The 22153-nt window shown below is 61.0% G+C and carries 19 protein-coding genes and 2 tRNA genes; 12 read left to right on the top strand and 9 right to left on the bottom strand.

All coding sequences use genetic code 11. The features are described from left to right. Positions 1 to 171: 171 nt before the first annotated feature. Together ACR0NT_RS05360 and ACR0NT_RS05355 are read left to right on the top strand one after the other, a co-directional pair. A complete protein-coding gene (locus tag ACR0NT_RS05360; RefSeq protein WP_170443727.1) occupies positions 172 to 945 on the top strand; it encodes a 3-hydroxybutyrate dehydrogenase in 774 nt (257 codons plus the stop codon). 64 nt (positions 946 to 1009) lie between these two features. Then, entirely contained in the window at positions 1010 to 2035 is a 1026-nt protein-coding gene (locus ACR0NT_RS05355; protein WP_170671700.1) for a patatin-like phospholipase family protein, read from the top strand. Here the strand turns inward: ACR0NT_RS05355 and ACR0NT_RS05350 are convergent, their stop codons facing one another. The 4 genes from ACR0NT_RS05350 to ACR0NT_RS05335 form a co-directional block, all read right to left on the bottom strand. Next, entirely contained in the window at positions 2036 to 2713 is a 678-nt protein-coding gene (locus ACR0NT_RS05350) for a DUF502 domain-containing protein (protein ID WP_170671698.1), read from the bottom strand. A 64-nt stretch (positions 2714 to 2777) separates the two neighbouring features. Further along, positions 2778 to 3692, bottom strand: coding sequence for a pseudouridine-5'-phosphate glycosidase (locus ACR0NT_RS05345; protein ID WP_170671696.1), 915 nt, complete (start codon positions 3690 to 3692; stop codon positions 2778 to 2780). Further along, a complete protein-coding gene (locus ACR0NT_RS05340) occupies positions 3689 to 4582 on the bottom strand; it encodes a PfkB family carbohydrate kinase (protein WP_170671694.1) in 894 nt (297 codons plus the stop codon). The genes ACR0NT_RS05345 and ACR0NT_RS05340 overlap by 4 nt, the downstream gene beginning before the upstream one ends. Positions 4583 to 4627: 45 nt before the next feature. Beyond that, on the bottom strand, positions 4628 to 5245 hold the full coding sequence (locus tag ACR0NT_RS05335) for a thiamine phosphate synthase (RefSeq protein ID WP_170671692.1): 618 nt from the start codon (positions 5243 to 5245) through the stop codon (positions 4628 to 4630). Positions 5246 to 5400: 155 nt separating this feature from the next. Between ACR0NT_RS05335 and ACR0NT_RS05330 the strand changes: the two genes are divergently transcribed. From ACR0NT_RS05330 to ACR0NT_RS05315, 4 genes are all read left to right on the top strand, one after another. Continuing rightward, positions 5401 to 6144, top strand: a complete 744-nt coding sequence (locus ACR0NT_RS05330) for an RNA methyltransferase (protein WP_170671690.1) — start codon at positions 5401 to 5403, stop codon at positions 6142 to 6144. 59 nt (positions 6145 to 6203) lie between these two features. After that, the gene (gene ctaA / locus ACR0NT_RS05325; RefSeq protein WP_170671688.1) at positions 6204 to 7349 is read left to right on the top strand and encodes a heme A synthase; all 1146 of its coding nucleotides are present in this window, start codon (positions 6204 to 6206) and stop codon (positions 7347 to 7349) included. Positions 7350 to 7354: 5 nt separating this feature from the next. Then, entirely contained in the window at positions 7355 to 8824 is a 1470-nt protein-coding gene (locus ACR0NT_RS05320; protein ID WP_170671686.1) for a carboxypeptidase M32, read from the top strand. A gap of 115 nt (positions 8825 to 8939) precedes the next feature. After that, entirely contained in the window at positions 8940 to 10178 is a 1239-nt protein-coding gene (locus tag ACR0NT_RS05315) for a DsbA family protein (protein WP_170671685.1), read from the top strand. Between the two features lie 10 nt (positions 10179 to 10188). Here the strand turns inward: ACR0NT_RS05315 and gyrA are convergent, their stop codons facing one another. Further along, positions 10189 to 12924: a DNA gyrase subunit A gene (gyrA, locus tag ACR0NT_RS05310; RefSeq protein WP_170443748.1), complete on the bottom strand. Its 2736-nt coding sequence runs from the start codon at positions 12922 to 12924 to the stop codon at positions 10189 to 10191. Between the two features lie 194 nt (positions 12925 to 13118). Here gyrA and ACR0NT_RS05305 point away from each other — a divergent pair, with 194 nt between their 5' ends. Next, entirely contained in the window at positions 13119 to 13388 is a 270-nt protein-coding gene (locus ACR0NT_RS05305) for an usg protein (RefSeq protein WP_170325099.1), read from the top strand. A gap of 103 nt (positions 13389 to 13491) precedes the next feature. Continuing rightward, on the top strand, positions 13492 to 14187 hold the full coding sequence (locus tag ACR0NT_RS05300) for a hypothetical protein (protein ID WP_170443750.1): 696 nt from the start codon (positions 13492 to 13494) through the stop codon (positions 14185 to 14187). Here ACR0NT_RS05300 and ACR0NT_RS05295 read toward each other — a convergent pair whose 3' ends face one another. Next, on the bottom strand, positions 14188 to 15141 hold the full coding sequence (locus ACR0NT_RS05295) for a radical SAM family protein (RefSeq protein WP_170443751.1): 954 nt from the start codon (positions 15139 to 15141) through the stop codon (positions 14188 to 14190). Positions 15142 to 15304: 163 nt separating this feature from the next. Between ACR0NT_RS05295 and zwf the strand changes: the two genes are divergently transcribed. The 4 genes from zwf (at position 15305) to ACR0NT_RS05275 (ending at position 20837) form a co-directional block, all read left to right on the top strand. Beyond that, positions 15305 to 16753, top strand: coding sequence for a glucose-6-phosphate dehydrogenase (gene zwf / locus ACR0NT_RS05290; protein WP_170443752.1), 1449 nt, complete (start codon positions 15305 to 15307; stop codon positions 16751 to 16753). Then, complete coding sequence (pgl, locus tag ACR0NT_RS05285) at positions 16750 to 17421, top strand: 6-phosphogluconolactonase (RefSeq protein WP_170443754.1); 672 nt, start codon at positions 16750 to 16752, stop codon at positions 17419 to 17421. The genes zwf and pgl overlap by 4 nt, the downstream gene beginning before the upstream one ends. A gap of 4 nt (positions 17422 to 17425) precedes the next feature. Then, positions 17426 to 19036: a glucose-6-phosphate isomerase gene (gene pgi / locus ACR0NT_RS05280; RefSeq protein ID WP_170671683.1), complete on the top strand. Its 1611-nt coding sequence runs from the start codon at positions 17426 to 17428 to the stop codon at positions 19034 to 19036. A gap of 181 nt (positions 19037 to 19217) precedes the next feature. Continuing rightward, positions 19218 to 20837 carry a long-chain-fatty-acid--CoA ligase gene (locus ACR0NT_RS05275; protein ID WP_170443758.1) on the top strand — a complete coding sequence of 540 codons (1620 nt, stop codon included), beginning with the start codon at positions 19218 to 19220 and terminating at the stop codon, positions 20835 to 20837. Between the two features lie 19 nt (positions 20838 to 20856). On the opposite strand, the gene ACR0NT_RS05270 is transcribed toward ACR0NT_RS05275, so the two are convergent. From ACR0NT_RS05270 to ACR0NT_RS05260, 3 genes are all read right to left on the bottom strand, one after another. Next, a tRNA-Asn gene (locus tag ACR0NT_RS05270) sits at positions 20857 to 20931 on the bottom strand. 129 nt (positions 20932 to 21060) lie between these two features. Then, a tRNA-Asn gene (locus ACR0NT_RS05265) sits at positions 21061 to 21135 on the bottom strand. A gap of 77 nt (positions 21136 to 21212) precedes the next feature. Further along, the gene (locus ACR0NT_RS05260) at positions 21213 to 22127 is read right to left on the bottom strand and encodes an MBL fold metallo-hydrolase (RefSeq protein ID WP_170671681.1); all 915 of its coding nucleotides are present in this window, start codon (positions 22125 to 22127) and stop codon (positions 21213 to 21215) included. Positions 22128 to 22153: the final 26 nt, after the last annotated feature.

Below are 22153 nucleotides of genomic sequence, written 5' to 3'. Positions count from 1 at the left end.
GATAGGTTTCTTGCCTGTATGAAACCTGCCTCAATAACTTAACGCCCGCTTCGCGCGGGCGTTTTTTTTGGCAAATTTTCGTGTGACTCCGGAACCCTGATGTTTCCCCGTTTTCTTTGCAGGTGCAGCATGGCACTGTGCGCACAAAGCGGATTTTGAGGGAGAGAGCCCATGAACCTTTCGGGAAAAACAGCGATCATCACGGGGTCGAATTCGGGGATCGGTTTGGGCGTCGCGCGAGAGTTGGCAAAAGCCGGGGCCGATGTGGTTCTGAACTCGTTCACCGACCGGGAGGAGGACCACGCGCTGGCCGCAGAGATCGCGCAAGAGACCGGCACTAAGGCGCGTTACATCAAGGCGGACATGTCCGTTGGCGGTGAATGTCGTGCGCTGATCGAAAAGGCAGGGGCTTGCGACATCCTGGTGAACAACGCGGGCATTCAGCACGTCGCACCGATTGATCAGTTCCCGGTCGACAAATGGGATGCGATCATCGCGATCAACATGAACTCGGCCTATCACACCATGGCGGCGGCGCTGCCGATGATGCGCGCGGCCGGATGGGGGCGGATCGTGAATATCGCCTCGGCGCATGGTTTGACGGCGTCACCCTTCAAGGCGGCGTATATCGCGGCCAAGCATGGCGTCGTCGGGATGACCAAGACCGTGGCGCTGGAAACCGCGCAAGAGCCGATCACCTGCAATGCGATCTGTCCGGGCTATGTGCTGACGCCGCTGGTCGAGGCGCAGATCCCTGACACGATGAAAGAATACGACATGAGCCGGGAGGACGTGATCAAGAACGTCATGCTGGAACGCCAGCCCTCGAAAGAGTTTGCGACCGTTGAGCAACTGGGTGGTACAACGGTGTTCCTGTGCTCGGACGCGGCGGCGCAGATCACCGGGACGACGATTTCCGTCGATGGAGGTTGGACGGCTCTTTGAGGTGTCATGGGGGCTCTGCCCCCAAACCCCCGGAGTATTTCGAAAAAGATGAAGGGGTCACGTCGTGAAACGGATCAATCTGGCATTGCAGGGCGGTGGGGCGCATGGGGCGTTTACCTGGGGTGTTCTCGACCGGCTGCTGGATGAGGAAGATATCGAGGTTGCGGCGATCACCGGAACCTCGGCTGGGGCACTGAACGGGGCGGCTTTCAAATCCGGCATGGTGCGGGACGGGCGCGACGGTGCGCGCGCCAATCTGAATGGGCTGTGGGAGCGGATGGGCGCGGTCGGTGACATGCGTCTGGCAAATTGGATGCAGGCCATCGAACCTGCGCAGATTGCACAGGCGATGGAGTATTCCTTGCCGTTCTCGGTCGGCGATGCCTGGTCGCGGCTGGTGTCGCCCTATGCTTATGGTCCGTTCTACCGCAACCCGCTGGAGCCGGTTGTGGACCGGTTCAACTTCAATGAGATCTGCGCCGATGAGGGCCCGCGTTTGCATGTCTGTGCCACCTGTGTGCGCAGCGGCAAGATTCGGGTGTTCACCGGGGATGAGATTTCGACGGATGCGATTCTGGCTTCGGCCTGTTTGCCGACGCTGTTTCAGGCGGTAGAGATTTTTGATCCCAAATCGGGCCGGACCGAGGCCTATTGGGATGGCGGCTATACTGGAAACCCCGCGCTTTACCCGCTGTTCAACAACGATCTGCCTGATGACGTGGTGATTGTGAACATCAACCCGCTGGAACGCGACGAGGTGCCGAAAACGCCTCAGCAAATCCAGAACCGGATCAATGAGATCAGCTTTAACTCCTCGCTGTTCCGCGAGTTGCGCGCGATCAGTTTCGTTCAGCGGCTGCTGGCCGAAGGTAAGCTGAAGGCCGGAGAGATGAGCCGCGTTCTGGTCCACATGATCGCGGATGACGAACTGATGAACGATCTGTCGGTGGCAACTAAGACGGTGCCGAACCCGGTGATCCTGCATAAGCTGAAAGAGGCCGGACGCGCGGCGGCCCATCGGTTTATCAATGATCACAAAGCCGATTTGGGCGAACGCAGCACCGTCGACCTGCCCGAGATGTTCGGCTGACTACTCCGGCGGCTGTGTCGGGTCTTTTTCGTTCGGATAGACAAGCCCGGCGGAAATCACCAGCTTTGCAGCCTCTTCGATCGACATGTCCAGCAGGATCACGTCCTCTTCGGGGAAGAACAGCAAAAAGCCTGAGGTCGGGTTGGGCGTGGTCGGGACGAAGATGCTCAGCAGTTCTCCACCGGTTTCGGCACGCTCGCTGACCTCGCCTTTGGCAGTGGTTGAGACGAACCCGATCGCCCAGATGCCCCGGCGGGGGTATTGGATCAGGCAGGCTTTTTCGAATGACCGTTCGGTCTGGGCAAACACGGTTTCCGATATTTGCTTGATCCCGGAATAGACCGAGCGGACCACGGGCATTCTGTCGACGACGCTTTCCGCGAAATGGATCAGCGAGCGGCCCAGGATGCCCTTTGCGATCCAGCCGACCAGAACGGTGAAGATCAGGAAGATCACCACGCCGACGCCGCGCAGGTTGACGCCCACGTATTCCTCGGGCTGGAACTGCTGGGGGATCAGCGGCAGAACCGCGCTGTCGACCCAGCCCACTACGGACCAGATCAGCCAGATTGTCAGCCACACCGGTGCAATGACGACAATGCCCGTCAGAAAAGACGCGCGCAGCCGGGAAAACAGGCCCGGTCGGCGGTGTGGTTCTTCGTCAAAAGGCGTGTTCATTGCAGTCCTGAGTGGTTCGCCGAATTAGTTAAGCAGTCCGGGGCCTTGGTACAATAGGTTTATGTCACTCAGTCCGTGCGGCCAGCGAACGTGCGATTCCGGCCGCCAGTTTCGCGTTATTTCGAACCAGCGCGACATTGGCGGTCAGCGAGCGGCCTTCCGTCTGTTCGTAGATTCGCTGCAACAGGTAGGGCGTGACGCCTTTGCCGGTGATCCGGTGCGTATCTGCGTCGGCCTGGGCTGAAGCGATGATGGGGGCCAGTTCCTCGGACGGAATCTGATCGGCGGCTGGGATCGGGTTGGCGACCAGCTGCCCTCCGGGCAGGCCAAGCGCGCGGCGGGTGGCGTGGGCCTTGGCGATGTCCTCGGCGGCGTCCATGCGCAGGGGGGCGGCATAGGGCGACTTGGCCGACCAGAAGGCGGGGAATTCGTCCTGACCATGCGCGATAACGGGAACGCCCAGGGTTTCCAGAACTTCCAGTGTCTTGGCCAGATCCAGGATCGACTTCGCGCCCGCAGCCACAACCGTGACAGGTGTCTGTGCCAGTTCGTGCAGGTCGGCGGAGATATCGAATGACGTCTCGGCCCCCTGATGCACACCGCCAATACCGCCGGTGGCGAAAACCTCGATACCGGCGAAATGCGCTGCAATCATGGTGGCGGCCACTGTGGTGGCCCCGGTGCCGCCGGTGGCGACGCAGGCGGCCATGTCGGCGCGGGACAGTTTGGCGACGCCTTGTGCTTGACCCAGTGCCTGCAACTGATCGGATTCCAGGCCGACATGCAGCTTACCGTCGATCACTGCAATCGTGGCCGGAACTGCACCCGCATCGCGAATGTCCTGTTCGACCTGGGCCGCGACCTCGATGTTCTGAGGGTAGGGCATCCCGTGGGTGATGATGGTGCTTTCCAGCGCGACGATGGGTTGGCCTGCGTCTTTGGCGGCGCGGACCTCGGCGGAATAGTGGATGTCGATCACAGTGGGGTTTCTCCGGAAACGTAGGTTGCGGCGGCGTTCAGGGCGCGGGTCAGGGCCTCGTCGCTGGATGCTCCGCCGGATTCTGAGGCGATATGGGCTGCCATGAAGGTGTCCCCTGCGCCGGTCACGCGGGTGACCAGAACAGAGGGTGGTGTTTGCGTCAGGATTTCGTCTGCGCTGCCGACGGTGGCCGAGTTGCCGCCATCCGTGACCAGCACCCGCAGCGCGCCGCGGTCCAGCAGGCCTTTGGCCGCGGATTCGGAATCGGTGAACTCGCGCTGGCACAGGATGCCGGCCTCTTCGAGGTTCACGTACAGCGTCGCACGGGCATGTTTCAGGAACGGTAACAGGCGCTCCGCCTTGCCGGGCGAGGCCGGGGCCACACGCAGATCGGCCTGTGCAAAGGCCGGGCTTTGGGCGATTTCTTCCAGCAGCGTCAGGGTCAGGTTGCCGTCCAGTGCGATGGGGCCGTCGAACGGTGCATTCTCGTTACCCAGAGGCCCGTGCATCAACGGGTGCAGGATTTTGGCTCCGGCGGCCTCCAACGAATGTGCATCGGCAATTGCGGCGATCAGGCCGTTGGCGCCTTCGACAGCCATGTAACGGTCGGTCGGCAAATCCTGCGAGCGGTAGATGTGGTCTGTTACCATACCCAAACGGGCACAGGCGTTGACCAGTTCGTCGCCCTCGGAGTCGCGGCCAATGGCGGTCAGCAGGGTTGGAGTCATACCGAATCGCACCAGCGTCATGGCGATATTCATGGCCACACCACCGGGCAGGCGGGTGATCCGCCCCGGCACGTCGGAACCTTGCCGCATGGCGCTGGCCGAGCGCCCGATCACGTCCCACAGGACCGAGCCGATACACAGGATTTCGCTGTTCTGAGTCATGACGAACTCATGCCGCAGCCCCGGCGCGGGCGCAAGGGTTAACGCTCACATCGCGTCAGTCAGGATCTTCAGCGCGGCCAGGGGGTCGTCCTGCGACCAGATTTCATCCCCGATGCCGAAGAAATCGGTGTGGGGGGCCAAGTCGCGGATCAGGTCAGGGGTCAGGCCGCCTTCGGCCACAACCGGAACCTCGATCATCTCGGACCACCATTGGAACAGGTCCTTTTCGGCGATGGTTCCGTCGCCCAGAGCCGACGCGCCAACCGGACCGAAGGCCACGTAATCTGCGCCAGCTTCTCCGGCGCTCATGCCGTCATGGCTGGAGGCGCTGCAGAAACTGCCGACGATGGCATCCGCACCCAGTTCCTTGCGCGCGGCCCGGATGGAGCGGGCCGCGTCATCCAGATGCACCCCGTCCAGCCCCAGCCGCTGCGCCAACAGAACGTGGTTCGAGATCACGATGGCCACGTCCCGCGCATGGGCTACCTCGCGGCACGCGTCAGCCGCGCGGGCGATGGTGTCCTCGTCACTGCCCGCCAGCGCCAGCCGGATACAGGCAATCTCGGCGCCGTCCAGCACGCGGGCCAATTGTTCGGGAAAAGTGCTCAAGGTGATTGCGGGCGGGGTGATCAGGTAAATCTGCGGCTGCTCGGGGGTGTCCATTGGCGCGTCCTTCGCTTTCAGTCTTTGGCGCGGTTTAGCGGATTGCGCCGGGGAAGCAAACTTTTATGCCCGATTAAGGCGCAATTGATCGACCCAACGCCTTGCCCTGCGCCAATGCGCCGATTACAGCATCCCGAAGTTTTCCGGAGACAGCCATGCCCAGCGACAAATCTCAGCCCTCCTTTGTGCTTGTGCGCCCGCAGATGGGTGAAAACATCGGTGCCGCCGCGCGGGCGATGTGGAACTTCGGTCTGGACCGGATGCAGATCGTGGCCCCGCGAGACGGGTGGCCGAACCCCAAGGCCGTAGCAATGTCCAGCGGGGCCGGGCGGCTGCTGGATGAGGCGCAGCTGTTCGACGACCTGGCCGGGGCACTGGGTGACAGCACCTATGTCTTTGCAACCACCGCACGGCAGCGGGGCCTGACAAAACCGGTCTACAGCCCCGAGCGCGCCATGCAGATCGCAGCCGAAAAAGTGGCGGCGGGCGAAAAGGTGGCCGTACTGTTCGGCCCCGAACGGGCAGGGCTGGAGAATGACGATATCGCCAAGGCCAATGCCATTATTTCGGTGCCGGTGAACCCGGAATATGCCTCGCTGAACCTTGGGCAGTGCGTGTTGCTGACCGCCTATGAGTGGATGCGCCAGACCGGGGACGTGGTGCACGAGGCCACCGATCTGGGCAAAGGCGACTGGGCCACGGGGATTGAGGTCGAAAAGCTGGTCGAACATTACGAGGGCCGGCTGGAAGAGGCCGGGTTCTTCTACCCGCCCGAAAAGGCCGAAGGCATGAAGACCAATCTGCGCAATCTGTGGTCGCGGATGCGGATGACGCGGGCGGATGTGCAGATGCTGCACGGGATCATGCGGCAGATGGTCCGCTGGAAGGAGAAGGGCTGAGGCTGGACCTCGGCCCGCCATGGCCCTAGCTTGCGGACAAATCAAGACATGAGGACGGCATGAGCGGTAAGCGCAGCATCTTCGAAGAGGTCTCGGACACCGAGAAACAACAGGCGGTGCAGCCCGGCATGATCGACCGGGGAAGGGGCGGAGCGCGTGGGGCGATCCGCGTCTGGCTGATGATCCTGTTCGCGCTGGTCGTCGTGATGATTGCTGTTGGCGGCCTGACCCGCCTGACCGATAGCGGATTGTCGATCACCGAATGGCGTCCGATCACCGGGGCCATCCCGCCGATGACCGAGGCCGACTGGCAGGCCGAGTTCGATAAGTACAAAGAGATCGACCAATGGCGTATCCAGAACCAGTGGATGGAACTGAGTGATTTCAAATCCATATACTGGTGGGAATGGGGCCACCGGCAGTTGGGCCGCGTGATCGGGCTGGTTTGGGCGCTTGGGTTCTTCGGCTTCCTTGTGGCGCGAAAAATCCCGACCGGTTGGACCGGCAAGCTGCTGATCCCCGGCATTTTGGGCGGCGTTCAAGGGGCCGTCGGCTGGTGGATGGTCGCTTCGGGCGTGACGCAAGGCGAAGGCATGATCGCCGTCGCCAGCTATCGCCTGGCGGTGCATCTTGGTCTGGCCTTTGTGATCCTCGGCCTCCTCGCCTGGTACATCTTTGAGCTGGGCCGCGAAGAGCGTGACCTGATGCAGGCCCGCCGCGCGAAAGAGGCAAAACTGTTCTCGTTGTCCACCGGCCTCATGCACTTCGCCTTTTTACAAATACTCATTGGCGCGCTCGTTGCCGGGATCGACGCCGGACGGTCTTACACCGACTGGCCACTGATTGGCGGGCAACTTCTGCCGCCCGACGCGGCGATGCTGGAACCGATGTGGCGCAACTTCTTTGAAAGCCCGGGTCTTGTGCAGTTCATCCACCGCTGCGCGGGGTACCTGCTGTTCATCTTCGCCATCATCGTCTGGCGACGCGGCAGCACCAGCGCGCACCCGCAGACGCGCTTTGCCTTCAACGCGGCTTTTGCAGCATTGTCGCTGCAGGTGGTCATCGGCATCCTGACCGTGGTTTACGCAGCCCCGTGGCAGCTTGCCATCTTCCACCAGTTCATGGCCGTCGTCGTCTGGACCCTGATCCTGCGCGCGCGGTTCCTGACCGCTTACCCAATCGCCACTTCCATCCGCGGAGCCTGACCCTGATGACCGCCTATGACGACCTGATGGCCTTTCAACGCGAAACCTCGGCCCTCGGGCAGATTGCCGGGCGGTTGGGCTGGGATCAGGAAACAGTGATGCCCCGCGGCGCGGCCCCGCAACGCGCCGAAGAAATGGCCGCGATCGAGGCGGTGCTGCACGCCCGCCGCTCGGACCCGCGTGTGGCTGAATGGCTGGAACAGGCCGATCCGCAGGACGAGGTGGGCAAAGCGCAGCTCCGCGACATCCGCCGGTCCTATGAACGTACGGTCAAAGTGCCCGCCGATCTGGCCAAAGCCATCGCGCGTGTGACCTCGACAGCGCAGGGCACATGGGCGCAGGCTCGTGCCGATGAGGATGTGGCTGCGTTCCTGCCCGTGTTGCAAGAGGTCGTTGCACTGAAACGCGAAGAGGGCGCAGCACTTGCGCAAGGCGGCGATGTCTATGAAGCCATGGTCGAGGATTACGAACCTTACACGACAGGCGCGCAGATTGCCGAGATTTTCGACCAGATGCGCCCGCGTCTGGTCGCCTTGCGCGCGGCGGTTCTGGACAAACCTGCGCCGCAAGCGCTGACCGGAACGTTCGACGAACTGGCGCAGATGCGCCTGTCGCAGAAACTGGCGACCACCTTCGGTTATGACCTGAACACCGGTCGGGTCGACAAGGCGGTGCACCCGTTCAGTTCCGGCAGCGGACTGGACGTGCGGATCACCACCCGCACCAGCGAGACCGACCCGTTCAACTGCTTCTATTCGACCATTCACGAGGTCGGCCACGCCGCCTATGAACAGGGCATCGCCCCAGATTTTCTGCTGACGCCGTTGGGGCAAGGCGTATCGATGGGCGTGCATGAAAGCCAAAGCCGGATCTACGAAAACCAGCTGGGCCGCTCGCGCGCATTTACCGGCTGGCTCTATGGTCAGATGGTGGAGACGTTCGGAGATTTCGGGATCACGGATGCCGACGCTTTCTATGCCACGGTGAACGGCGTCCATAACGGCTATATCCGCACCGAAGCGGACGAGGTGCAGTACAACCTACACATCATGCTGCGCTTTGATTTGGAACGCGCCCTGATGGCCGGAGACCTGCACGTCAGCGATCTTGAGGCCGCGTGGAACGACCGGTTCTTGGCCGATTTCGGCTATGCGGTCGACAAGCCCTCGAACGGGTGTTTGCAGGACGTGCATTGGTCGGTCGGGTTGTTTGGTTATTTTCCGACCTATTCGCTGGGCAATGTCTATGCCGGGTGCCTCTATCAGGCGTTGCGCGCCGCGGTGTCAGACCTGGACACGCAACTGGCCGAGGGCGATACGTCCGGTGCAACCGGCTGGCTGCGCGAAAACCTGCAGCGCTATGGCGGGCTATATGCCCCGCGCGACACCATCCAGCGCGCCAGCGGGATGGAGCCGGGGCCGGAACCTCTGCTCAGCTATCTCGAGGACAAGTTCGGCAGGCTCTACGACCTGTAACCGTCACGTTCCCGTGTTGCGGCATGGGTTTTCCTGCCGCAGCCGTTACAGTGCCTCGTAACCGTTGCCGGAGGGGGCCTTGTCAATCAGCCGCAAACTTAAAACGCAAGCCGCGATGGCGCTGACCAGTTGCCGTCTGCAGACCTCGCGCCGCTACGTGCATGAGGTCAAGCGGCGGCTGGCCGGGCGACCTCATGTAGTCCGGTATTTTCACGACATATCAGACCCCTACAGCCTTTTGACCGTGCAGGTGTTGCAGCAGCTCCAGGGCAGATACGGGATCAGTCTTCAGCCCTACCTGATTTCCGGCCCGCCGCCGGACATGATGCCCGCACCCGACGAATATCGGCGCAATGCAGTCCGCGATGTCGTGCGTGTGGCAGGTCGCCTTGGTCTGGTTTCTCCACCGCTTTTCAATCCCGATCCTGAGACCCTTGAGAAAGCTGAAAGGATATTGGCCGCAGGGTTGGGCACGGATGAGTTTGCGTCGATCGCGCAGGCCGTGACACAGGCCGTGTGGACAGGAGGACCGGTCCCGCTCGGGCCAGAGACAGACCCCATGCCTGCAAAGAATGCAGGCGATCGGGCCCTTGCGTCGGTAGGGCACTATCAAGGCGGGTGTTTTGCCTATGGGGCCGAGAGCTATTGGGGGCTCGACCGGCTGCACTATCTGGAAGCCCGGCTGCAGGGCCTAGGATTGGGAAAAGCGCTTGCACCGATTGTGCCCGATATCACGCCACAGCCAGTGACCGCAAAGGGCCAAGAGATCGAGTTCTTTTTCTCCTTCCGCAGCCCGTATTCCTATCTGGCTTTTGACCGCGTTCGCGACCTTGCGCGCAAAAGCCAGGCCGATCTGATCCTCAAACCCGTGCTGCCGATGCTGATGCGCGGATTGCCGGTGCCGCCCGCAAAGTCTTCGTACATCCTGCACGATTGCACCCGCGAAGCACGGCGATTGGGTATCCCGTTTGGTTGCATTTCCGATCCCTTGGGGGCGGGGGTTGAGCGTGGTTACGCCTTACTGGGCCATGCCGAAAAGTGCGGATGCCTGGCCGAGTATTGCTCGGCCTTCCTGTCGGCTGTGTGGTCGCAGGGGATCGATGCAGCCACAGATGCGGGTTTGGCCAAAATCACGGAAGTCGCAGGTTTGAACTGGAGTGAAGCCAAGTCAGAGCTGGCTTCAACTGATTGGCGTAATCGGGTCGAGGTCAACCAGAACCGCCTGCACGAAATCGGTTTGTGGGGCGTGCCGAGCTTCCGTGCCAACGGTCAAAGCATCTGGGGTCAGGATCGCTTGTGGGTGATTTCTGATGTTTTAAACGCAGACCAGATGGCAAAGAAAAAGGCGCCGTAGCGCCTTTAACTTATTCCGGGGCTTGCTCGTCGCCATCCTCATCGCCCTGATCGGCGATCCATGCGACGCTGACGACCTCTTCGCCCTTGCCGGTGTTGAACACCTTCACGCCGCCCGCGCTGCGGGATCGGAACGAGATGCCATCGACCGGTACCCGGATCGACTGGCCCTTGGAGGTGGCAAGCATGATCTGGTCGTCGATCTCAACCGGGAACGAGGCTACAAGTTCACCGCCGCGCATCGCCTTGTCCATCGCTGCAACCCCCATGCCGCCGCGCCCGCGGACCGGGTAGTCATGGCTGGAACTCAGCTTGCCCGCACCGCCTGCCGTAATGGTCAGGATCAGGTTTTCAGCAGCCGACATTTGGGCATAACGCTCTTGCGAGATTGCTCCGGGTGCGGCTTCATCCTCATCCGTTTCGCCGTCATCCGCGATGCCTGCCACCGCGCGGCGCATCTTGAGGTAGGCTGCACGCTCATCCGCTTCAGCCTCGAAGTGGCGGATCACCGACATCGACACCACGCGGTCGCCATTGGTCAGCCTGATGCCACGCACACCGGTGGACTCGCGCGAGTTGAACACGCGCACATCGGTGGTCCGGAAGCGGATCGCGCGGCCGGAATTGGTGACCAGCATCACGTCTTCGTCCTCCGAACAGATGCGGGCGTTCACCAGTTCCACGTCCTCGGGCAATTTCATCGCGATCTTGCCGTTTCGACGCACATTGGTGAAGTCCGACAGGCGGTTGCGGCGCACGTCACCGGCGCCGGTGGCAAAGATGATCTGCAGGTTTTCCCATTCCTCATCCGGTACATCCACGGGCATGATGGCCGCGATGGACACGCCGGTCGGGATCGGCAGGATGTTGACGATCGCCTTGCCCTTGCCGGTCCGGCTGGACTGCGGCAGGCGCCAGGTCTTGAGCTTGTAGACCATGCCTTCGGTGGTGAAGAACAGCAGCTGCGTGTGGGTGTTGGCCACGAAGAGGTTGGTAACCACATCCTCTTCCTTGGTCTGCATCCCCGACAGGCCCTTGCCGCCGCGTTTCTGGGCGCGGAAGTCGGCCAGAGGCGTCCGCTTGATGTAACCGCCCGAGGTGACGGTCACGACCATGTCTTCACGCTCGATCAGGTCCTCGTCTTCCATGTCACCGGACCACTCGACGATCTCGGTACGGCGCGGTACGGCGAACTGTTCACGTACGCTGCGCAACTCATCACCGATGATCGACATGATCCGTTCGCGCGAGGACAGAATATCCAGATATTCCTTGATTTTGGCGGCCAGTTCTTCCAGCTCGTCGGTAACTTCCTTCACGCCCAGTTGGGTCAGGCGTTGCAGACGCAGGTCGAGAATGGCGCGGGCCTGAACCTCGGTCAGGTTATAGGTGCCATCGTCGTTCATCTTGGACAGAGGATCGTCGATCAGGCGCAGATAGCCTTCGATTTCTGCCGCAGGCCAGCGACGGGTCATCAGTTTCTCGCGCGCCTCGGCTGCGTCGGCAGACGAGCGGATGGTGGCAACCACTTCGTCCACGTTGGAAACGGCCACGGCCAGACCACACAGGATATGGCTGCGTTCCCGCGCTTTGCGTAGATCGTAGGCGGTGCGACGGGCGACCACATCTTCGCGGAAATCGATGAACGAGGTCAGGAACCGGCGCAGGGTCAGTTGCTCGGGCCGTCCACCGTTCAGGGCCAGCATGTTGCAACCGAACGAGGTCTGCATCGGCGAGAAGCGGTAAAGCTGGTTCAGCACAACCTCGGGCGTTGCGTCGCGTTTCAGCTCGACCACGACACGCACGCCGTTGCGGTCGGATTCGTCCTGCACATGCGCCACGCCTTCGATGCGCTTTTCACGCACGGCTTCGGCGATCTTTTCGATCATCGCGGCTTTGTTGACCTGATAGGGGATCTCATCGACGACAATGGCGTAACGGTCGCGACGGATTTCTTCCACGCGCGTCTTGGCGCGGATGATGACGCTGCCGCGACCCTCCAGATAAGCCTTGCGCGCACCGGACCGGCCCAGCATCACGCCGCCTGTCGGGAAGTCGGGGCCGGGGACGTATTCGATCAGCTGCTCGGACGTCAGATCGGGGTCGTCGATCAAGGCCAGAGTGGCGTCGACCACTTCGCCCAGATTGTGAGGCGGGATGTTCGTCGCCATACCGACGGCGATACCACCGGCACCGTTGACCAGCATGTTCGGGAACCGGGCGGGCAGGACTGTTGGTTCACGGTCCTTGCCGTCATAATTGTCCTGAAAATCGACCGTCTCTTTTTCGATATCGGCCAGCAGGGAGGCGGCGGGTTTGTCCATCCGCACTTCGGTATAACGCATGGCCGCCGGATTATCGCCGTCCATCGAGCCAAAGTTGCCCTGACCATCGAGCAGCGGCAGCGACATCGAGAAATCCTGCGCCATCCGCACCAGCGCGTCATAGATCGCGCTGTCACCATGCGGGTGGTACTTACCCATCACGTCGCCAACTGGGCGGGCCGACTTGCGGTACGCCTTGTCGTGCGTGTTTCCGGTCTCGTGCATGGCATACAGGATGCGCCGGTGTACCGGTTTCAGCCCGTCGCGCAGATCAGGGATCGCGCGCGAGACGATGACCGACATGGCATAGTCCAGATAGGACGTGCGCATCTCGGATTCGATGGACACCGTCGGGCCGTCGTATACGGGGCGCTCGGGCGGGGTTTCATCCATGTTTTCAGAGGTATCTGGCGTATCGCTCACGTAAACTGCCCGTGTATTGTTCTGGGTCTATATCTTGTGGATGTACCTTATCAGACCCGGCACATAAGGTGCAAGCAAGCAACCCTTTTACCCGCGAAAAACCCCGGTAACATCAGAGTAACACTTTGTTAACTAAGGATTAGGGTGTTTTTGTGCTACCATGAAGAGACCTTGCAACAAAATTGGAGGTCTGCATGGAGCAAAGCGAAACCGAATTGATGCTTAAGGGGTACGGGCTGACGACGGCAGAATTCTTCTACCATATGCCCGACTATATTCACGTTCTGAACACGTTCATCTGGCAGGATTACGATCTGGCGCCGGACCATCCGAAGCTCTTTAAATTTGTCGAGTTCTGGCAGCGCGAGATCGAAGGTCCGCTGCATTCGGTTCGGTTCACGCACCGCAAGATGATCGCGCCCGGAGAGTGGCGCAATGTCGTGGGTGAGTTCAGAGTGAATTGAGTGTCAGGCCATATTTTTGGCCAGTAACGATTGAAACGCATTATTTTCTTGGTGCTTGGGTTAAGGTGTCGACCAAATCATTGGTCATATACGGAATCGCTTTATGTCTCGGGTATTGTTTCTTGTTGCCACCTTGTTGATCGGTGGGCCTGCCGCCGCCGAGGGCGTTCTGGATAAAATCAAAAAAGGTGCGGAAAACGCGGCCGATGCCATCGGGCACGGAGCCGAAGCCGTGGGCGACACGGTGGAAAAAGGCGCGGAGGTCGTCGGCGAGACCGTCGATTCAACCGCTGATCTGGTCACAAATGAGGCCACGCCCGAGGAGACCCGCGCCAAGCTGGACCTGATGGCCAGCGAGGTTCTGACCCAGTTGCTGGCGGAAAACCCCGAGGCAGACAAGTTGTTCAGTATCAGCGCAGGTTACGCGGTGTTCGACTCGCGCAAGGTTACGGTGTTTCCGGTCTCGGCCGGGTATGGGCGCGGTGTAGCGGTGTCGAAGGATACCGGCCAGCATACCTATATGAATATGGGAACAGGCGGCGTTGGCGCGGCCGTGGGTATCGGCGGGTTCGAAACCAAATTCGTGATCCTGTTTGAAGCCCCCGCTGATCTGGAGAAGTTCATCGAACACGGTTATGACGCGACCGCTGAAACCGGTGCCATGTACGGGGAAGACAGCAGCGCAGAAACCGTGCGGTTCACCGATGGCCGGTCGTTTTTTGTGCTGGGCAAGAAGGGCTGGCGGGTCTCGGCCGGGGCGTCCGGCACGAAGTTCTGGAAATCCCCCGAACTAAACTGATCAACCCGAGCAACTGGCTCCGCCCAGCACGCAGAACTTGGCGCAGTGGGGATGGTTCAGGTGCACGTCCGCTTCGGCCTCGGCCAGGGTGTGCCCCATCTCGAATTCAGGCGCGTAGGGCAGCAGGGTACAGGCCAGAACCGCCGGACGGTCTGCGCCCTTGCGTTTCACGACCATGCGGGCGCTGGCGCACATCACAGCGTCAGGGGATTTGTTCAGGATGTCCCAGCAGGCAGTGGTAATCTCGGGGACCTCGACGGTCTCATCCATCTCGGGGAACAGAACGGTCTGACCCGTGTTTTGCGCGTCGATCTCGAACCCATGTTCAGCAAAAAAGGCACCATATCCGGCGCGGCTTTCGGCGTCGGTATCGCCCCAGACGGTGCGCCCGGCAACGGTCATGTTGAACCCGTGGTCGTGCAGCCACTCCATCCCGGTCAGGGTCTTGGCGAAACTGCCTTTGCCGCGTTCTTCGTCATGCAATTCGGGACGGTAGTGATCGACCGAGATCCGCAGGGTCAGCTTGTCGCCAAAGTCGCGTTGCAGTTGCACCAGACCGTCTTGCACCCGGCGGCGCATCATTGGCTGCATCGCGTTGGTCAGGATAAGCACCTCATAGCCGCGCTCGAGACAGGCGCGGGTCATGTCGATCATTTCGGGGTTCATGAACGGCTCACCACCGGTGAATCCGATTTCGCGTACCGGCCAGTTGCGGTCGTCGATCTGATCCAGGTAATCCCGCACTTCATCAGCGGTGATATAGACCAGCGCGTCATTGGTCGGGCTGCTGTCGATATAGCAGTTGAGGCATTCGATATTGCACAGGGTTCCGGTGTTGAACCAAAGCGTTTCGGGGTTGCTAAGCGAAACCGAGGCCCGCGTCTGCCCGTCAGCTGTCACCATTTTGTCCTGAAACTTGCCTATATTGGCGCTCTGAGGGGCGTTGTCTTTCATGCCGGTATCCGGTTCCTTGGCGTCTTAGTGCTGACTTAGCCTTTCAGGCCGGGTTAGTTAAGGGGCTCACGCCGCACCTGACAGAGTTTTGATGAGCAAAAAAATACCAAAAATGATTGCGCTAACATTAGACATGTCCGCAGGGGTAAGGTAGGGGAAACACATGGTTTCTCGTGTCATACCCGTCGATCCGTTCGATCTGGTCATTTTCGGCAGTACCGGCGATCTTGCGCAACGCAAGATCCTTCCGGCGCTGTTTCGTCGGTTTTGTGCCGGGCAATGGCCGGGTGACGTGCAGATCATCGGTGCAGCCCGCGCCGTTTATGACCGGGATGCGTTCCGGAGCATCGTCGCCGAATCGTTGCGCACCCACGCGGCCAAGCAGTGCCGTGACGCCGATGCGTTGAACTCTTTCCTCCAACGGGTCGACTATGTCCCGCTGGACGCGCTGTCGGACGAGGGGTGGGACCAACTGGCGGCAAAGCTGACCGTCGACCGGGTGCGGGCCTTCTATTTCTCGGTTGGGCCGCGCCTGTTTGGTCCTTTGGCCGAAAGCATCAAATCGCACAAGCTGGCGACGCAGCAGACACGGATTGTCGTGGAAAAGCCATTCGGTCACGATCTGGAAAGTGCCCGGACGTTGAACGCGACGCTGGCCAAGCATTTCTCGGAAGGTCAGATTTATCGGATCGATCACTATCTGGGCAAGGAAACCGTTCAGAACCTGATGGCCGTCCGCTTTGGCAACATGCTGTTCGAGCCACTCTGGAACAGCCAGTATGTCGATCACATCCAGATCACGGTGGCCGAATCCGTCGGCATTGACGGGCGCGAGGAATACTATGACCGCGCGGGCGCCATGCGCGACATGATGCAGAACCACCTGATGCAATTGCTCTGCCTGATCGCGATGGAGCCTCCGGCCAAGTTCGACCCCGATGCGGTGCGCGACGAAAAGCTGAAAGTGATCCGTGCGCTGGACCCGGTCGAGCCGCATCATATCGTGCGCGGCCAGTTCGAAGGCGACGGACCCAGCTACCGTCAGGTCGTGGGCAATCCGCGCTCGACGACCGAAAGCTATGTGGCGCTCAAGGCGCATATCAGCAACTGGCGATGGGCAGGTACGCCGTTCTATCTGCGCACCGGCAAGCGGCTGGTGGCACGGTCTTCGGTGATCAATGTGATGTTCAAGGACGCGCCGCATTCGATCTTTGGCGCGGATGCCGGGCGGCACGCCAACGTGTTGTCGATCCGGTTGCAGCCAAACGAAGGCATCACGCTGAAGGTGACGATCAAGGAACCGGGGCCGGGCGGGATGCGTCTGGTCGACGTGCCCTTGGACATGAGCTTTGCCGAGGCGCTGGGGCCGGAAAATCAGGACCCGCCGGATGCATATGAGCGGCTGGTGATGGACGTGATCCGCGGCAACCAGACCCTGTTCATGCGCGGCGATGAGGTCGAAGCCGCCTGGGCGTGGACCGACCCGATCATCGCGGGCTGGCAGGCGCGCGGAGACGTTCCCAAACCTTATGAAAGTGGCAGCACAGGCCCGGGCGACGCCGAGCTGCTGATGAAACGAGACGGTCGCCGCTGGCAAGGGATAAACCCATGAAATTACAGGAATACGCAGACAGGGACATGCTGGCCATCGACGTTGCAAACGAGTTGGCGGGCGAGCTGGAATCTGCCTTGCTGCATCATGACATGGTTTCGATGGCGGTTCCCGGAGGCACCACGCCCGGCCCGGTTTTTGACGTTCTTTGCGCGGCCAACCTGGAATGGGACCGGGTGCGGGTTCTGCCTACTGATGAACGCTGTGTGCCCGGCGATCATGAGCGTTCGAACGAACGCCTGATCCGCGAGCGGCTGCTGACCAACCGCGCCTCGGCGGCGCAGTACATCCCACTTTATGTGCCCGGCGAAGAGCCCGAGGATGTGCTGCCGGAACTCGAAAGCCTGATCACTCCGATCCGCCCCTTGTCGGTTGTCGTGCTTGGGATGGGCGAGGACATGCACACCGCGTCTCTGTTCCCCGGCATGGATGGGCTTGAGGCCGCGCTTGACAGCCATGCGCGCCCGTTGGCGGTGGCGCGGACCGATGTGCAACCTGAACCGCGGATAACCCTGACCGCTCCGGTGCTGGACGGTGCCTTGTCGAAACACCTGATCATCTTTGGCAGCGCCAAGCGCGCCGCGTTGGAGCGCGCCATGTCCCTGCCACCGGAACAAGCGCCCATCGCGGCGGTCCTCGGCGGTATGACGGTTCACTGGGCGGAGTAAGCAGATGCAACTTGACGGTCTCACCGCCCTAGCCAGCGAACGAAAAGACCAGACCATTCTTGGCCTGTTTGACAAGGATGCAAACCGGGCGGGGACATATTCAGCCTCGACCGGTGATCTTTTGTTTGATTATTCGAAAACGCAGATCGACCACGACACTCGGGACGCCCTTATTGCCCTGTGTGATGCAGCCGGGCTGGCCGAACGGCGCGAGGCGATGTTCTCGGGCGCCAAGATCAACGAAACCGAAGGGCGCGCGGTGCTGCACTCGGCGCTGCGCAATCTGGACGGCGGACCGGTTGAGGTTGACGGTCTGGACGTTATGCCCGACGTGCTGGACACATTGCAGCGGATGCGGGTCTTTGCCGAAGAGGTGCGCGGCGGCGCGATCACAGGGGCAGGGGGCAGTTTCAGCGATGTGGTGAATATCGGCATTGGCGGTTCCGATCTGGGGCCGGTGATGGCGACCCATGCGCTTTCCCCATATCACGACGGGCCGCGGCTGCACTATGTCTCTAACGTGGATGGCGCCCATATCGCCGATACGCTGCGCCAGCTTGATCCGACGCGGACGCTGGTGATCGTGGCGTCCAAGACCTTTACCACCATTGAGACCATGACCAACGCCCGCACCGCGCGGGCATGGATGATGGATGGCGGCGGTGATCCGGCCAGACAATTCGCCGCCGTGTCCAGCGCCGTGGACAAGACCGAAACCTTCGGCATTCCCAAGGATCGCGTGTTCGGCTTTGCCGATTGGGTCGGCGGGCGCTACTCGGTCTGGGGGCCGGTCGGCCTGCCGGTGATGATCGCCGTGGGTTCGAACGCTTTCGACGCCTTCCTGCGGGGCGGGCAGGCGATGGACATGCATTTCCGTGCCGCGAGCTGGGCCGAGAACATGCCGGTGATGTTGGCCTTGGTCGGTATCTGGCACCGGCAGGTTTTGGGCCACACCAGCCGCGCGGTTTTGCCTTATGACCAACGCCTGTTGCGTCTGCCGGCCTACTTCCAACAGCTCGAGATGGAATCGAACGGCAAATCCGTTGCTATGGATGGCAGTTCGCTGACGATGCCCTCTGGTCCGGTGGTTTGGGGCGAGCCCGGCACCAATGGCCAGCACGCCTTTTACCAACTGATCCATCAGGGCACCGATGTAATCCCCTGTGAGTTCATGGTCGCCGCCGAAGGTCACGAGCCCGAACTCGCCCACCACCACCGCCTGCTTCTGGCCAATTGTCTGGCGCAGTCCGAGGCGCTGATGCGCGGCCGGTCGCTGGACGAGGCCCGGCAGCGCATGGCCAGCACGGGCCTGCAAGGCGATGAGCTGGAGCGTCAGGCCCGCCACCGTGTGTTCTCCGGTAATCGGCCGTCCACGACCCTGATCTATCCGAAGCTGACGCCATTTGTGCTGGGCCAGATCATTGCACTTTACGAGCACCGCGTGTTTGTCGAAGGGGTGCTGCTTGGGATCAACTCGTTCGACCAGTGGGGCGTTGAGTTGGGCAAGGAACTGGCAACTTCGCTTGGCCCGATTGTCGATGGTGAGGAAAGCGCGGACGGCAAGGATGGTTCGACCGCCGCGCTGGTGGCCTATGCGCTGCGCCACCGGGACTAGGTTCAGGTAAACCAGCGATCTGCCGCTGCGGCGGGCCACAATCTTTTGTTGTCAGAAAAATAAATGATTGGCAGGATTTCCCCCAGGTCAGAGCCTTGACGACCCGGTGTTTCATAAACTCCGGGGAAGGCAATAAATGGTGCCGCCAAACAGAAGCGCCGCCACCAAAGGGAGGACGCCCATGCTGGGACAGATGATGACGCAGCCTTTGCTGATCTCGTCGCTGATCAATCACGCCGACAGATACCACGGTCAGACCGAGATTTACTCGGTCGAGACCGACGGCACGGTGACTGGGACACATTGGGCAGACGTTGCGGAAAATGCGCGGAAACTGGCCTCGGCGCTGACCGCATTGGGGCTAGAGCCGCAAGCCCGGATTGGGACCCTGGCCTGGAATAATCGGCGACATCTTGAAATCTATTTTGCGACGTCGGGCGCAGGGTTCGTCTGCCACACGGTAAACCCGCGCCTGTTCCCCGAGCAACTGACCTATATCATCAACCACGCGCAGGATCGGGTGCTGTTCTTCGACGCGACATTCATCCCGCTGGTGGCCGCGTTGCAGGAGCATCTGACAGAAGTTCAACACTTCGTCCTGATGGGGCCGCGGAATGAAGACGCGGTCGCCCAAATCCCCGGCGTTCAGTTCTATGACGACCTGATCGAAACCGGCGATGCGGGGTTCCAATGGCCCAGCTTTGACGAGAATACCGCGTCCAGCCTTTGCTATACGTCGGGCACGACCGGTAACCCCAAGGGGGTGCTGTATTCGCATCGCTCGACCGTGTTGCACAGCTTTGGGTCGAACACCCGCGATGTGATCGGGTTCTCGGCGATGGATGTGGTGATGCCCGTTGTGCCGATGTTCCATGTAAACGCCTGGGGTTCGCCCTATGCCTGCGCCATGTCGGGTTCTCGCATGGTGTTGCCGGGGCCGGATTTGCATGGTGAGGCCTTGGTCAAGCTGATCGACACATACGGTGTCACGCTTGCCCTTGGGGTGCCGACGATTTGGCAGGGGTTACTGGCCTATGCGGCGCAATCTGGCACCACGCTGGCCAGCCTCGAACGCACGGTCATCGGCGGGGCTGCGTGCCCGCCGTCGATGATCGAAACCTTCCGCGAAACCTATGGCGTTGATACCGTACACGCCTGGGGCATGAGCGAGATGAGCCCGCTGGGCACTGCAAACCAGCCCTTGGCCAAACACCTCGGCTTGCCAGTGGACGAGCAGCATAGGCTACGGGAAAGCCAGGGGCGGCCCTGTTACGGCGTTGAGTTGAAGATCGTAGACGACGACGGCAATGACTTGCCGCATGACGGTGAAACGCAGGGCGATTTGTTGGTGCGCGGATACTGGGTGCTGGACAGCTATTTTCAGATGCAGGATCAGGGTCTGTTGCAGGATGGCTGGTTCGCCACCGGCGATGTGGCCACGCTGGACCCTGACGGATACATGACCATCCGCGACCGCTCAAAGGATATCATCAAGTCCGGGGGCGAGTGGATCAGTTCAGTAGAATTGGAAAACATCGCCGTTGCGCATCCCAAACTGGCGACCGCCGCTGTGGTCGGCGTGCCGCATCCGAAATGGGGTGAGCGCCCCTTGTTGGTGGCGGTCAAAGCCGACGGTGAAGAGCCGGCCGAAGAAGAGATACTGGCGTTTTACGACGGCAAGATCGCCAATTGGCAGGTGCCGGACAAAGTGGTGTTCGTCGATGCCTTGCCATTGAACGCCACCGGCAAGGTTCTGAAGCGAAATCTGCGCGCGGATTTCGAGAACGCCTTCACGGGCTGAACTTTGAAAGAAGGGGATATGGCTCCGGCGGTAGGGATCGAACCTACGACCAATTGATTAACAGTCAACTGCTCTACCGCTGAGCTACGCCGGAACGGTTCGCGCCGTATAGCAACCTGCATCTGCGGCGTCCAGAGGGCGTTTGAGATTTTTCACCGAAAAATCCCGCGACGTGACCTATGCGATATTCAGTGTGCGGAAGTGCAGGGAATTAGGGGGATTTTGGCTCCGGCGGTAGGGATCGAACCTACGACCAATTGATTAACAGTCAACTGCTCTACCGCTGAGCTACGCCGGAACTGAGGGGCGTATAACAACCCGGATTTTCGCCGTCCAGAGGGGAATGTGACGTTTTCCCAAAAAAGTTCCGTGCTGTCAGGATTGTCTGTAAAAACGCGCGGTTGCGGATAGCGCACCGTCGGTGGTGACCTTTGATTTTCCAAGCAGATCAATAAGATGCGCGAAAACGTTTCTTTCCGCAGCTGGCAGTAGCGTAGCCGGAGTGTCCACGTAAATACGTTCGGCCAGGTCTCGGGCCGTGCCGGGTTGGTGTTCGAGTGCCGACAGAATCTGTGCCTCGCGTGTCAGGCGATGATTGATCAGCCAGTCGAGCCGCGCGGCAGGGTCGGGAATCGGGGCTCCGTGCCCCGAGTGAAACACCGACCAGTCGCGCGCCCGCAACCGATGGCAGGCGGTCATGAAATCCGTCAGATCTCCGTCCGGGGGTGAGACCAGCGAACTTGCCCATCCCATGACGTGATCTCCGGTGAAGCAGACATCGCCCCAGCCCAAAGCGATGTGGTTGCCCAGATGGCCGGGGGTGTGAATCACTTCAAGCTGCCAGCCATCGCCAGTGATCTGCGCGCTATCGGGCAGTTCGACATCCGGGCGAAAAGCGGTGTCGATGCCTTCACCGCCGCCTGCCAACCCGCCTTGCGCCAGTTCGGTCATTACTGCGCTGCGCCCGGCCTCAGGTCCGCCAAAGGCCAGAACGGGCGCGCCGGTGCGCTCGGACAGGGGGCGCGCCAGCGGAGAGTGGTCCAGATGGCTGTGGGTCACGATGATGTGGCTGATGCGCTGGCCGGGCTGCATGGCGTCCAGAATCGCCCCAAGATGCGCGTCGCTGCGCGGGCCGGGATCAATCACCGCAAGGTCGCCAGTACCCAGCAGATAGGTGTTGGTCCCGCGATAGGTCATGGGTGAGGGATTCGGGGCCAGAATTCGGCGCAGACCCGGTTGCAGCTCGATAGCTGGTCCGGCAGGTGGGTTGAAATCGTCCGGGGTCTGCATTCTGCGCTCTTTCTCTTGTCGTAACA

The organism is Ruegeria sp. AB10 (assembly GCF_056542745.1).
Note: the sequence above shows the minus strand (reverse complement) of the source record. Positions and strands in the feature narration are given on the sequence as shown.

Bases quoted from the DNA above. Each gene is read 5' to 3' on its own strand.
- ctaA (WP_170671688.1), top strand. From the start codon at position 6,204: ATGAGCGGTAAGCGCAGCATCTTCGAAGAGGTCTCGGACACCGAGAAA.
- ACR0NT_RS05350 (WP_170671698.1), bottom strand. From the start codon at position 2,713: ATGAACACGCCTTTTGACGAAGAACCACACCGCCGACCGGGCCTGTTT.
- ACR0NT_RS05360 (WP_170443727.1), top strand. From the start codon at position 172: ATGAACCTTTCGGGAAAAACAGCGATCATCACGGGGTCGAATTCGGGG.
- ACR0NT_RS05260 (WP_170671681.1), bottom strand. From the start codon at position 22,127: ATGCAGACCCCGGACGATTTCAACCCACCTGCCGGACCAGCTATCGAG.
- ACR0NT_RS05340 (WP_170671694.1), bottom strand. From the start codon at position 4,582: ATGACTCAGAACAGCGAAATCCTGTGTATCGGCTCGGTCCTGTGGGAC.
- zwf (WP_170443752.1), top strand. From the start codon at position 15,305: ATGGTTTCTCGTGTCATACCCGTCGATCCGTTCGATCTGGTCATTTTC.
- ACR0NT_RS05315 (WP_170671685.1), top strand. From the start codon at position 8,940: ATGGCGCTGACCAGTTGCCGTCTGCAGACCTCGCGCCGCTACGTGCAT.
- ACR0NT_RS05335 (WP_170671692.1), bottom strand. From the start codon at position 5,245: ATGGACACCCCCGAGCAGCCGCAGATTTACCTGATCACCCCGCCCGCA.
- pgl (WP_170443754.1), top strand. From the start codon at position 16,750: ATGAAATTACAGGAATACGCAGACAGGGACATGCTGGCCATCGACGTT.
- ACR0NT_RS05305 (WP_170325099.1), top strand. From the start codon at position 13,119: ATGGAGCAAAGCGAAACCGAATTGATGCTTAAGGGGTACGGGCTGACG.
- ACR0NT_RS05330 (WP_170671690.1), top strand. From the start codon at position 5,401: ATGCCCAGCGACAAATCTCAGCCCTCCTTTGTGCTTGTGCGCCCGCAG.
- ACR0NT_RS05295 (WP_170443751.1), bottom strand. From the start codon at position 15,141: ATGAAAGACAACGCCCCTCAGAGCGCCAATATAGGCAAGTTTCAGGAC.
- pgi (WP_170671683.1), top strand. From the start codon at position 17,426: ATGCAACTTGACGGTCTCACCGCCCTAGCCAGCGAACGAAAAGACCAG.
- ACR0NT_RS05320 (WP_170671686.1), top strand. From the start codon at position 7,355: ATGACCGCCTATGACGACCTGATGGCCTTTCAACGCGAAACCTCGGCC.
- ACR0NT_RS05300 (WP_170443750.1), top strand. From the start codon at position 13,492: ATGTCTCGGGTATTGTTTCTTGTTGCCACCTTGTTGATCGGTGGGCCT.
- ACR0NT_RS05275 (WP_170443758.1), top strand. From the start codon at position 19,218: ATGCTGGGACAGATGATGACGCAGCCTTTGCTGATCTCGTCGCTGATC.